The organism is Bifidobacterium castoris, assembly GCF_003952025.1.
Taxonomy (GTDB): domain Bacteria; phylum Actinomycetota; class Actinomycetes; order Actinomycetales; family Bifidobacteriaceae; genus Bifidobacterium; species Bifidobacterium castoris.
Map to the genome: position 1 here is coordinate 15,273 of NZ_QXGI01000010.1, position 12,397 is coordinate 27,669.

General features: G+C 66.3%; 9 protein-coding genes. All 9 read right to left on the bottom strand.

Annotated features, from left to right (window positions below; all coding sequences use genetic code 11):
• Positions 1-390: 390 nt before the first annotated feature.
• Complete coding sequence (locus D2E22_RS09235) at positions 391-1,131, bottom strand: phosphoglyceromutase (RefSeq protein WP_126032819.1); 741 nt, start codon at positions 1,129-1,131, stop codon at positions 391-393.
• Positions 1,132-1,255: 124 nt separating this feature from the next.
• On the bottom strand, positions 1,256-2,041 hold the full coding sequence (locus D2E22_RS09240) for an SDR family oxidoreductase (protein ID WP_126032820.1): 786 nt from the start codon (positions 2,039-2,041) through the stop codon (positions 1,256-1,258).
• A gap of 37 nt (positions 2,042-2,078) precedes the next feature.
• Positions 2,079-3,965, bottom strand: coding sequence for an ATP-binding cassette domain-containing protein (locus D2E22_RS09245; RefSeq protein ID WP_126032821.1), 1,887 nt, complete (start codon positions 3,963-3,965; stop codon positions 2,079-2,081).
• 7 nt (positions 3,966-3,972) lie between these two features.
• The gene (locus D2E22_RS09250) at positions 3,973-5,787 is read right to left on the bottom strand and encodes an ABC transporter permease (RefSeq protein ID WP_126032822.1); all 1,815 of its coding nucleotides are present in this window, start codon (positions 5,785-5,787) and stop codon (positions 3,973-3,975) included.
• 32 nt (positions 5,788-5,819) lie between these two features.
• Entirely contained in the window at positions 5,820-7,001 is a 1,182-nt protein-coding gene (locus D2E22_RS09255; RefSeq protein WP_126032823.1) for an ABC transporter substrate-binding protein, read from the bottom strand.
• A gap of 70 nt (positions 7,002-7,071) precedes the next feature.
• On the bottom strand, positions 7,072-8,115 hold the full coding sequence (locus tag D2E22_RS09260) for a uroporphyrinogen decarboxylase family protein (protein ID WP_126032824.1): 1,044 nt from the start codon (positions 8,113-8,115) through the stop codon (positions 7,072-7,074).
• Between the two features lie 364 nt (positions 8,116-8,479).
• Complete coding sequence (locus D2E22_RS09265) at positions 8,480-9,805, bottom strand: O-acetylhomoserine aminocarboxypropyltransferase/cysteine synthase family protein (RefSeq protein ID WP_126032825.1); 1,326 nt, start codon at positions 9,803-9,805, stop codon at positions 8,480-8,482.
• A 20-nt stretch (positions 9,806-9,825) separates the two neighbouring features.
• Positions 9,826-11,028 carry a trans-sulfuration enzyme family protein gene (locus D2E22_RS09270; protein WP_126032826.1) on the bottom strand — a complete coding sequence of 401 codons (1,203 nt, stop codon included), beginning with the start codon at positions 11,026-11,028 and terminating at the stop codon, positions 9,826-9,828.
• Between the two features lie 253 nt (positions 11,029-11,281).
• The gene (menA, locus tag D2E22_RS09275) at positions 11,282-12,316 is read right to left on the bottom strand and encodes a 1,4-dihydroxy-2-naphthoate octaprenyltransferase (RefSeq protein WP_241218373.1); all 1,035 of its coding nucleotides are present in this window, start codon (positions 12,314-12,316) and stop codon (positions 11,282-11,284) included.
• Between the last annotated feature and the right edge of the window lie 81 nt (positions 12,317-12,397).

The window sequence follows — 12,397 nt, forward strand, 5'->3', positions numbered from 1 at the left end:
GTCCGGGTTGGCGCGAAGCTCGTCGAACCGCAGTGACCCATCCCTTCCGGTCGTGACGCCGCATCGCTCGATAGTTCAGGCACGGAACGCGGTTATGCGGCCGCATCCGCGACGTTCGGCTGCACGGACATCTCCACTCGGGCGCGATCCGCACAACATCGGTCAATCCACGCGACGATCGTCACAGAACCAACCAGAACACCCCAATAAAGCGACACCGCACGCCATCCGCCGCGGCATGCGCGCGCATGAACCGATTCCGCGATCGAACTATCGAGTTATGCGGCCATCCGCCCCGTGTCCGCTCCGCGCACGTTCTGAAAAACGACGATGTGGCCGCCCCATCCGCAGGGGATGGAACGGCCACATCGGACGCAATGGAGGCTCAGATCACTTCTGGCCCTGGGCCGCGACGGCGGCGGCGCCGGCGGCGGCGGCCTCGGGATCGAGGTACTCGCCGCCCTTCTTGATCGGCTTGAAGTTCTCGTCGAGCTCATAGACGAGCGGAATCGCGGTCGGGATGTTGACCTTGGCGATCTCCTCCTCGGTCAGGCCGTCGAGCATCTTGACGATCGCGCGCAGCGAGTTGCCGTGGGCCGCGATGAGCACGGTCTTGCCGCTCTTGAGCTCCGGGATGATCTCGGCGTCCCAGTACGGCTCGACGCGGGCCACAACGTCGGCGAGGCACTCGGCTTCCGGAACCGGATCGCCGGCGTAGCGCGGGTCGCCGTTCTGCGCATACTGATCGTTCGGGTCGATCTCGGGCGGCGGGGTGCCGTAGGAGCGACGCCACAGCATGAACTTCTCGTCGCCGTACTCCTCGCGGATCTCGGTCTTGTTCTTGCCCTGCAGCGCGCCGTAGTGACGCTCGTTGAGACGCCAGTCACGCTTGACCGGGATCCACAGGCGGTCGGCCTCGTCGAGCGCGATGTTCGCCGTGTTGATCGCGCGGCGCAGCAGCGACGTGAAGACGATGTCCGGAAGGACACCCTTCTCCTTCATGAGCTCACCGCCATGCTTGGCTTCCTCGCGGCCCTTTTCGGTCAGCGGGACGTCAACCCAGCCAGTGAACTGATTTGTCTTGTTCCATTCGCTCTGACCATGTCGGAGCAGTACCAGTGTGTATGTCATACGTTTCAGTCTAGCGTTGCGTACTGCCAAATCATCCGCGGCGCGCGCCGTGCCGCCGGTGCTGCGGATACCTCCAACGAATCGGGGGGATCGCCGTCCATGCCGCACGACCCACCGCCGGTGCTCATACGTTGAATTTCGCGCAGATCTCCTGACGCGGACGCAGGTCGATGTTCGTGATCTGCACGTCCGGGCCGGATTCGGCGATCCAGACGATCGCGTCGGCCACGGTCCGCGGCCGAATGCAACGACCGGGTTCGAACGGCACGTCGAGCGCGCGATCGATGCCTGCGAGCATCTTCGTGGCGATCTGCCCCGGGTAGATCGTCGTCACACGCACGCCGGCGCCCGATTCCTCGAGACGCAGCGTGTCCGCATATCCCCGCAGCGCATGCTTCGACGACGCATAGACGGCGTGGTCGGGCACCGCCCGCTCCCCCGCGCCCGAATTGACGAAGACGACGCTCCCATGCCCCGCGCGCAACGCCGGCAGCAGCGCGCCGGTCAACACGGCCGGCGCGATGACGTTCGTCCGCAGCACACGCCGCCAGACGGACGCATCGGCGTCGGCCGCCGGCCCGACATGCGCCGTCGCGGCGGCATGCACGAGCAGGTCGAGCCGTGCAAGCGGGAAACGCGTGAGCAGTTCGGCATGTATCCAACCGGCGAGCGCATCCACGTCGGCTAGATCGACATGCAGCGCATCGACGCCGTCAAGGTCCGACAATCGCCGTGCGTCCTTGTTCGTGCGTGTGATCGCAATGACGCGCCATCCGTGTTCCGCAAGCCGCTGCACGGTGCGGCTGCCGACACCGCCGGCGGCGCCGGTCACGATGGCGACGCGCGCTTCAGATGCATCAGCCGCGGCGCCCGTCGGTGCGGCGGTCGTCGCAATGGTCGGTTCGGTCATGACTCATCCTTTCTTCATGTATGCCAACGCGGCGGCGTCAGTGGGCGCCGCCGAGATACGCCTCCTGCACCCGCGGGTCGTGCAGCAGCGATTCGGCCGGGCCGTGCAGGCGGATGCGCCCGTTCTGCAGCACGTATCCGTAGTCGGCGATCGACAGCGCCAGCTCCGCCTGCTGTTCGACCATGAGCACGGAGACGCCGAAGTCGGTGCGCAGTGCGGCGATCTGCTCGAGCACGTCCTCAACGAGCTTGGGTGAAAGGCCCATGGTCGGCTCGTCCATGCAGATGAGCCTGGGACGGCTCATGAGCGCGCGGGCGAAGGCCAGCATCTGCTGTTCGCCGCCGGACATCGTGCCGGCCTGCTGCCGTCTGCGCTCGGCAAGACGCGGGAAACGCGTATACATCCGTTCCAGATCCTGTGCGACGCCGTCGCGATCATGGCGCGTATAGGCGCCGGACAGCAGGTTCTCCTCGACCGTCATCTTCGGGAACACGCGGCGCGCCTCCGGCACCGCCGCGATGCCGCCGATGACGCGGTCGCGCGTCGATGCGCGGGTGATGTCGCGCCCACGATAGTCGATGACGCCGCTCTTCGGACGGTTGATGCCGAGGATCGTCTTCATCGTCGTGGATTTGCCGGATGCATTGCCGCCGAGCAACGAGACGATCGCGCGCTGCGGAATCTCGATCGACACGTCCTCAAGAGCATGCGCCTGCCCGTAGTAGACGTTGATGCCGTCGAGCCTGAGCAGCGGCTCACGGTGGAGCGTCTCGGACGGCGATGGCATCTCGGGCGACTTGCTGCGCTCGACTTGCGCGACCTCCTCCCGTTCGATTGCGTTCTGCTTGCCAAGCACCCCTCGCTGCCCGCGGCTGCGTGTGACATGGAGCTCGCGCCTCTTGCCGAGGTACGCCTCGACGACCTGCGGCGCCTGACGTACGTGGTCGGGCTCGCCCTGAGCGATGATCCGGCCGCCGTCCATCGCGATGACGCGGTCGGAAAGCGCCGTCACCAGTTCGATCTTGTGCTCGACGAGCAGAATCGTGTGCCCCTGCGCCTTGAGGTACTGCAGCTGTTCGAGCACTTCCGCGGTCTCCGACTGGTTCATGCCGGCGGTCGGTTCGTCGAGGAGCAGCAGCTTCGGCTCGCTGATATGGGCGCGGGCGATCTCGGTGCGGCGGCGGTTCGCATACGACAGCGTGTAGGCGAAGTCGCCGCGCCGTGTGCCGAGGCGTTCTCGGAAACGGTCGACCTCAATGGCGACGCGGTCGTCCACCGCCGCCCGCTCGTCCCGCGTCTTCGGCCCATGCACGAGCGCGAGCGCCGTCTCCGACAGCAGGTTCACCCAGCGCAGCAACGGATATCTTTGCAACTGCTTGAACGGCCGCTGCTCGACGAGTTTCTTGTGGTAGCCGAGGGCGATGTTCTCGTCCACGGTGAGCGCGCCGAATACACGGCCGTTCTGGAACGTGCGGGCGACGCCCTGTTCGGAGACGTCGGCGGCGGAGGCGCCCGCCAAAGACCGTTCGTCGACGTCGATGATGCCACCGTCCGGCGAGAGGAATCCGGAGATGAGGTTGATTGTGGTGGATTTTCCCGAGCCGTTGGGGCCGATGATCGAGACGACCTCGCCCTGATGCAGGTCGAACGAGATGCCGTCGACCGCTTTGAGGCCCTTGAACGATTTCGTCAGGTTGCGTACGCTCAGCACGACGGGTTCTTCGAGCACCGCCTCGCGATGGTGCCGCGCGTAGGCGACCGGGTCGCCCCCGAACGGCTCGAGCACCGCGGAGTACGGGTCGACGTCGTCGACGGGTCCGCGCACACGGCCCGCGGGGAAGCCCCGTACGGCCTCATCGAGGACATCGGACGGCTTATCTGAGGGATGCCGGGCGGCATCCGTTGTGGCGTGGTGGTCGGCCATGGGCTGGTCACCCCTTCCTTGCGAACAGGCCCTGCGGGCGGAACATGATGATGACGACGAGCAGTGCGCCATAGGCCAGGATGCGCGCCTCCGGGACGACGCGCAGCAATTCCGGCGCGCCGATGAGAATGACCGATCCGAGCACGGCCCCGAGCGGGGAATTCATGCCGCCGAGCACGATGATCGTCAGGATGAGCAACGACATGTTCGAATTGAAAATCGTCGGATCGATGTACGTGTACTGGTGTGCGAGCAGCGAGCCCGCAATGCCGGCGAGGAACGCGGCGACGGCGTATGCGAGCGCCTTGTATGCGCCGGTGCGGATGCTCAGAGCCTCGCTCGCCTCCTGATCGGAGCCGATGGCCTCGAACACGTGGCCGAGGTGCGCCTTCTGGATGCGCATGACGACGACGAGCGCGAGGATGAGGACGATGACGTCGAGCAGATAGATCTCCTGCTGCGTATGGAGCGCGGCGCCGAATATGCTCGGGAACGGGATGCCGGTGATGCCGAGCGAACCGTTCGTCAGCGGTTCCGCCACGCGCACAATCGCAACCATGACCGCCCCGACGCCGATCGTGGCGATTGCGACGTAGTGTCCGGAGAGCTTCCATGACGGGAACGTGAGCACGCTCGCGCACACGGCCGCGATGACGCCGGCGGACAGGAGCGCCAGCAGGAACGGCCAGTGCGCCTTCGTCGTCAGCAGCGCCGATGCGTACGCGCCTACGGCGACCGGCCCGGCGAGACCCAGGATCGTCTGGCCCGCCGATCCGGAGATGAGCGTCAGGCCGACGGCGGCGATCGCATAGATCGCGACCTGCGTGCCTATGCCGGACAGATAGTCGTTGAACAGGAACGGCGTGGCGAGCGCGGCGGCGGCTAGGATGAGGTCGCCCCACCATGGCAGGCGGATCGGACGGCCTCCGGCGAGGAACGTGCCCGTCATCGGCTCGCTTTTCACATCGGTCTTCGGCCCGAGCAGCCCCTGGGGCCGCACGATGAGGATGATGAGCAGCGCGCCGAAGGTGATGAGGTCATGCGCGCCGTCGCCGAACCAGAACACGCCGACCGCCTCGATGACGCCCAGGGCGATGCCGCCGACGACCGCGCCGGGAATGGAGCCGAGACCGCCGATCGCGGCGGCGACGAACGCCGTCAGTCCGATCGTGCCGCCGTTCATCGGATTGATGTTCGCGTTGAACAATCCGATGAAGATGCCGGCGATGCCGGAGAGCACCGCGCCGATGACGAACGCGAGGTTGCGGATGCGTTTGACGGGGATGCCCATCTGCAGGGCCGCCTGGGGGTCCTGCGCGGTCGCACGGATCGCGCGTCCCGCCTTGCCATAGGCGAGAAACGCCCAGAGCGCGAGCATCGCGACGACGGCGAACACGACCATGACGACGTCGGACGTGCCGAACCGCACGCCGAACGCCTGCAGGTTGCTCGTGGCGAGCAGCTTGGGGAACGGCCTTGTACGCGCGCCGAAGATGAGCTGTAACCCGTTGTCGAGAATCTGTCCGACGCCGATCGTGGCGAGCAGCGCGGCTATCGGCTTGCGTCCCTCAAGCGGCGCGATGATGCCGGCGTTGATGAGCCAGCCGAGGGCGGCGGTCGCCGCGACGACGGCCAGGACGACCGGGACGAGCGGCCAGCCGAGCACGGAGCCGCAGTACCAGGCGAGCATCATGCCGACGGCGACGAGCGAGCCCTGCGAGAAGTTGACGACGTTGGTCACGCCGAAGATGAGCGAGACGCCGACGGCGACGAGCGCGTACGCGCCACCATGGATCAGTCCCGAGAACAGCGTATCTATCACGGTAGGTTCCTCACCTCATGTTGCGGAGAAGGTCAGTTCTCGTACGGAACGAACCGGCCGTCCTTGACAACGAGCAGGATCGGTTCGATGCCGGGGGCACGCCGCGTTTCCTGATCGAAGGAGAACGTCGTGTCGTTGCCCTGGTAGAGCGGGAAGTCGGTGACGGTCTGCAACGCTTTCTGGATGCCTTCGCGGGTGGGTTCGGTCGCGTTGGCGGCATAGGCGAGATCCTTGACTGCCTGATAGGCGGTCACCTCGAAATTGCCGGGGTTGTTGCCGTACCTCTCCTTGAACGCCTTGACGAACGCCTGCGCGCCCTTGTTCTTCGTGCCCTCGGCGCTGAACGAGCCGGTGATCACCGCGCCCTCCGCATTGTCTCCGGCCAGGTCGAGGAACTCGGCGGTCTCCTGGCCGCCGAAGAACGGACCGGTGTATCCGAGTTTGTCGCGCAGCGTATTGACCACCAATGCACCGTCGGGACCATAGCCGATGTTGACGATGAGATCGGGGTCGGCGTCACGCGCCGGGATGAGGATCGGCGAAAGATCGGTCGAATCGGGCAGGTACGACGACTCGTACACGATCTGGGTGCCGTTCTTGGCGGCCTGCTCCTTGAAGTACCCGTAAGCCTGCTTGCCCCAGTCGTTCTCGATGTAGACGACGGAGACCCTCTTGGCCTGCTGTGCTGCCGCATCCGCGTATACGCGCTCGTAGGCGTCGGTGCCGATCGCCGGGCTCCAGACGTGGTCGCCGGTCTGCGTGAACGTCGGCGACGAGTTGTTGAAGCCGTAATGCACGAGGCCGGCCTGCTGGAATGTCGGTGAGGCCGCGGCCGACGCCGGCGACGCGTAATCGCCGACGACGGCGATTACGGACGGATCGGAGGCGAGCTTCGGCGCGACGGATGCGTCCTGCTTCGGATCGGATTGCGTGTCGTAGTATTTCAGCCCGAGCGTTTTGCCGCCCACGCCGCCGGCGGCGTTGACCTCGTCGACGGCGAGGTCAAGGCCCTGCTGGAACAGCCGTCCGTATTCGGCGTACTGCCCGGTCTTCGGGTAGAGGACGCCGATGTTGACGGTGTTGTCCTCCGCTTCGGCGACGTCGTCCCCGCCGAGCCCGCATGCCGCAGTGCCGGCGGTCAGCGCTCCGACGAGCGATGCGGCGAGTACGGTCCGGACGCCTTTCTTCCAATGTGTCTTCCAATGTGCGCTCATATGATGTTCCCTTTACTGTTTCTCTGTCTCCGTGATGGATCCGCTTCTGTTCTTCTTCGGATGAGGCCCGTCAGGCCGCGCGGTACTCGGCGAGCACGGCGAGCGCATCGTCGTTCGCCGGCGTGATGACCGTGCAGCTCGGTGCGAGCAGGAACGGCGCGTTGCCGCGCAGCGCGAGCGTCTCCTCGAGTTCCGCACGCACCTGTCGGATCGATCCCGCCGGCTCGAATTCCACGGAGTTCGCGCCGGCGACCGGCACCGCCCGCAGGTCGAGGTCGGCTTTGGGGTTGCCGTCGGCGTACTGGTCCCACTGGATGACGTCCACGCCTAGATCGTCGAACCATTCCGGGTTCGACTCGGCACGGCAGGTGTGCAGCAGCACGACGGCGTCCGGGTTCGCCTCACGCACCGCATCGATGACGATGCGGTCGTACGGCTCGGAGAATTCGCGGTACTGTTCGCGGTCGAAGTACCCTTCGCTTACCGTGCCGGTCACCGCGTAGAAGATGCCGTCGAGCCCTGCGCCGCCCTGTTCGGTCGGGGTGACGAGGATGCGCGCGTAGTCGGCCAGCGTGCGCGCGATGTTGCCGAGCGCGCGTTTGGCTGCATCCGGCTGGTCGAGGATTGCGGCCTGCACCGTGGTCTTGGAGTGCGCGTGCGTGTCGTTCGGGTAGAGCGGCAGGTCGGCGAGCTGGAGCAGCACCGACAGCGGCGAGAAGATCGTCTGGATGACTCCGCGATCCGGCAGCGCCTCCCGGATCAGGCGGGCAGCTTCGACGGCTTCTTCGAACGCGTCGTTATGCGCGGGATCGAGCCGTTCGATCGAGGCCACGTCGCCCGGTTCATTGATGACGGCGCGTACGGTCTTGGGAATGACGAAGTCGCCGTAGTCGTTACGGTCGTAGACGGCGCCCCAGGCTTCGGAGTAGTACACCGCGCGCGGATTGATCTTCACCCAGTCCCAGTCCCACCGCTTGATGAAGGCGACGTACGCATCCGCGAATTCGGCGGCGCCGTACTCGTGCCCCACAAGATGCTCCCAGGCGGCGGTGAGGTGTCCGGCACCGGGCTTGCCCTGTGCGATGTCATGGAACTGCTGCTTGCGGTCGGTCATGATGATTCCCTTTTTCTCTGTGATGATGATTGCATTGAAATGGAAGCGCCGGCCACGGCAACCCCAAGCGGATGCATGTGGGAGCGGCTGCTTGTCACAGATCCTAACGCGGATTTTCCATGAAAACACGGGGTTCATTACTCACTCTCGTTATGGCTCTCTATCAACCATCGCCATGACGGGACAATTGAACTAGATATCAGTTTTATTTATATATCTATGCACATGGTCCCCACACGGATGCGATCGGACCCCGTTCCATGACGATGCCCCGCCTCCTCTTGCCGAGGAGGCGGGGCATCGGGGCGACCACCCGTCTTGCATGGACGCGGCAGTCGGAAGCCATGGATTCATGGCCCGGGGTTCACGGTTCGCCGTAGGCGCGCTGAATCGCCTGATCGAGGTCGGCGATCAGGTCGTCCACATCCTCCAATCCTATGGATAGACGGATCAGATTGTCGGTGACGCCCGCCGCCGCGCGGAAATCCGCCGGCACCTCGCGATGCGTGATGCGGGCGGGATCCACGATGAGCGACCGAGAGTCGCCGATGTTGGGGATGTAGGTGAAGACACGCACGGCATCCAGCACCCGCTCGATATGCGCGCGGTCCCCGTCGAGCTCGAAGGAGAGTACGCCGCCCACGCCGTCCGGGAACAATCGCCGCACGAGCTGCGCCTGATAGACGTCCACACCGTCAGGAGCCGCAAGCGCAAGGCCGGAATACCGCACGTCGCGCACATGCCGCACCGTGCGCAGATGCCGCGCGACCGCCGCCGCGGATCGCGTCTGCTGACGTATGCGCACGGGCAACGTCTCCAGGCCGAGCAGCTGCAGGTAGGCGTTGAACGGGCTTTCCACCGCGCCGAACGTACGGACGTACTTGATGCGGAGCCGGCGGATATATGCGTCGGCTCCGAATCTGCTCGCGAAGCTGTGCCATACCCCGGAGCGATCGTCGCTCACCACGACCTCCGTCCGGGTGAACTGCGGGAACCGGGGGCTCGCCCAGTCGAATCGCCCGGCATCGACGACCACGCCGCCGAGCGTGTTGCCGTGCCCGCTGATCCCCTTCGTCGTGGAGTGCACGACGACGTCGGCGCCCCAGCGGATGGGACGGAACAGGTACGGCGTCGGCACGGTGTTGTCGATGATGAGCGGCACCCCGTGACGGTGCGCGAGTTCGGCGAGACCGGCGACGTCGGTGACCTCGGTCGACGGGTTGGCCACCGACTCCGCGAACACCGCACGTGTATCCGGGCCGATGAGCGACTCGACCTCGGCGAGGTCGTTGATGCACTCCACGAAGTCGGTGTGCACGCCGAACTGCGGGAAGAAGCTGGCCATCGCGTCCACCGACGCGCCGTACAGCGTCTTCGGCGCGATGATCCTGCCTCCGCCCTCCGCCGCGCACAGCAGCGCGAATGAAACCGCGGCCATGCCGGAGGCGACCGCGACCGCGCTCCGGCCGCCTTCGAGAGCGGCAAGCCGGCGCTCGAGCACGTCGACGGTCGGATTGGCGACGCGCGAATACGAGAATCCGTCCTCGGCTCCGGCGGAGAGCGCATCGCCGCGCGCGGCGCTCTCCATGTCGAACGCCGCGCTCATGTAGATCGGCGGCACTCCCGCATGCGCGTGCTCGCCTGCGGCATATCCGGCGTGCACGGCGTTCGTCTCAAAACCACTACACATGATCCACCCCACCTCGCCCGTCAGATGGCGGCCGATACGCGCACATCGCCGGCGGTCCGCCGACGGGCGCGTTCCCGGGCGAAGTCGAAGGCCTGATCGAGGTCGTCTACGAGGTCACGCACATCCTCGATGCCGATAGACAGGCGGATGAGCTCGTCGCTGATGCCGACGTTGAGCCGCTCCTCGCGCGAGAGTTCGAAATGCGTCATCCGCGCCGGCAGTTCGGCGAGGCTTTCCACCGCGCCGAGGCTGACGGCCAGGCGGAATATGCGCAGATGGTCGAGTATGTCGGCGGGGTCAAGGCCGGGCGCCACCTCGAAGCTGAGCACGCCACCGCAGCCGCGCAGGCCTTTGGCGGCGACGGGCTCGCCGTGGATGCCCGGATAGTGTACGTCGCCCACGTATGGATGGGCGAGCAGGTGGCGCGCGATGACGAGAGCGTTCTCCTGCTGGCGCTCAAGGCGCAGCGCGAGCGTCTGCATGCCGCGGCGCACGGCGTCGCACCCTTCGGGCGCGAGCACGCCGCCGAGCCTGTTCTGCGCGTAGTACACGCGCTCGCCGAGCACGTCGTCGCGCACGACGGCGAGCCCCGCGATGACGTCCGAGTGCCCGGCGAGATACTTCGTCGCGGAGTGGATGACGATATCGGCGCCCAGATCAAGGGGCTGCTGCAGGTAGGGGGTGACGAACGTGTTGTCGACGATGACGATGGCGCCGTATCGGTGCGCGATACGTGCGATCGCCGCGATGTCGTTGACATGCAGCAGCGGATTGGTGAGGGTCTCGACGTACACCGCTTTCGCGGGCGGCGTCGAGTCGTCGCCGCGCATGGCGTACTCGAGCGCCTTCTCGTCCTGGGTGTCGACGGGCGTGCCGAGCAGCCCCCAACGCCGGAAATGCTCATTGAACAACGAATACGTGCCGCCGTAGATGTTGGAGCCGACGACGACGCGGTCGCCCGGTGCGAAGATAGACAGCACCGCGTGGATGGCGGCGAGGCCCGACGCGAACGCGAACCCGCGCGTGCCGTGTTCGAGCTGCGCTATCTGGCGTTCGAGGAATTCGCGTGTCGGGTTGCCGCTGCGCGCGTAGTCCCACCGAGGCATCGATGCGACCGTCTCGAAAGCGTATGTGGATGAGTTGTAGATGGGCGGATTCACCGCGCCGGTCGCGTTGTCGTCGATGGGCAGACCGTGCACGAGTTTCGTGTCCAATTGCGTCATATGCACCTCCTCGGTTGCCGAAGCGTCCACGATCCGACTGACCGAGGACGCATGACACAACCTACCGGCGGCGCGAGCGCGACATGCGTTTGGGGATATACCCGTTGGTTATGGGATGCTCAAGATCGGCGCCCCGGTCAACGGATCGCGTTGGCCGCAATCCGGCGCCTCACCCTGTTCGCCATGCCCGCATCGGACCATAGCGGGGCGCAGGCCGGGCCGGGGAGCCCGGGGATCCGCATATGTCCGCATCTCAGATCATCAACGCGAATCCGTTGAACGTCAGCGCCGTCGCAAGCGCGAGCAGCCCGAGCGAGCGCATCGCGCGCATGTAGTTGCGTTTGGCGATGTCAAGCGACGCGAACCATCCGGTGAGCAGCGCGCACACGGCGCCGAGGATGCCGAGGAACGCGTGCAGCACCGACGGATGCGCCAGCTGCTCCCCCAGCATGCTCGTCGCCGTCCACGCCGCGGCCGCGCCGAGCATGACGAGCGCGATGGACGCGATCGTGCACACGGTGCCGCATGTGCGCCCCATGCGCACGGCCCATGTGCGCTTGCCGGCCGCACGGTCCGTCTCCAGATCGCGCAGGTTGTTGACGCACAGCACGCTCACGGCGACGAGGCCGATGGCGGCCGCGCCGACCCATGCGGCCGCGTCGAGTGCGCCCGCGATCGCGTAGGTCGTGCCGAGCGTGGCCACGAGTCCGAAGAAGACGAAGACGGCGATCTCGCCGAATCCCATGTACCCGTAAGGATGGCGCCCGCCCACGTAATACCAGCCGGCGGCGAGGCACAGGACGCCGACGATGGCGAACCACCAGCAGCCGGTGATGACGATGACGGCGACGCCGCATACGCAGGCGAGCGCCGCGTTGACGAGCGCCGCGGCGAGCACGTGCTTCGGCGGGATGCCGGATGCGACGAGGCGCGCGGGTGGCACCTCCATGCGATCGGCCGGCGCATCAAGGTCGTCGTCGAGCCGCGCGGCGATCGCACGGGCGGCGCGGTGCGCGTCGGTGCCGCGGATGCCGTCCGAATAGTCGTTGACGAAGTTCGCGGCGATCTGCAGCAGCATCGCGACGAGCAGGCACAGCACGGCGACGGCGACGACGCGCACGGTGTCGGGCACGCAGGACGCGCCGCCGTGGAGGATCGCGCATCGCGGCGAGTGCGCAGGGCGGTCGCGTACGACGCCGACCCCTGCGGCCGTGCCGATCCACACGGGGGCGACGCTCAGCGCGAGCGTGCGCAGACGCATGCCGCTGATGTACTGGTCGATGGTCACTGGTTTCTCCGTTCCACGCTCGTCAACTGGATCGGCGGCGCCGCATAGGCGCACGGCGCCGCCGACGTCCCACACTACGCG

Bases quoted from the DNA above. Each gene is read 5' to 3' on its own strand.
- D2E22_RS09260 (WP_126032824.1), bottom strand. From the start codon at position 8,115: ATGACCGACCGCAAGCAGCAGTTCCATGACATCGCACAGGGCAAGCCC.
- D2E22_RS09255 (WP_126032823.1), bottom strand. From the start codon at position 7,001: ATGAGCGCACATTGGAAGACACATTGGAAGAAAGGCGTCCGGACCGTA.
- D2E22_RS09245 (WP_126032821.1), bottom strand. From the start codon at position 3,965: ATGGCCGACCACCACGCCACAACGGATGCCGCCCGGCATCCCTCAGAT.
- D2E22_RS09270 (WP_126032826.1), bottom strand. From the start codon at position 11,028: ATGACGCAATTGGACACGAAACTCGTGCACGGTCTGCCCATCGACGAC.
- D2E22_RS09265 (WP_126032825.1), bottom strand. From the start codon at position 9,805: ATGTGTAGTGGTTTTGAGACGAACGCCGTGCACGCCGGATATGCCGCA.
- D2E22_RS09240 (WP_126032820.1), bottom strand. From the start codon at position 2,041: ATGACCGAACCGACCATTGCGACGACCGCCGCACCGACGGGCGCCGCG.
- D2E22_RS09235 (WP_126032819.1), bottom strand. From the start codon at position 1,131: ATGACATACACACTGGTACTGCTCCGACATGGTCAGAGCGAATGGAAC.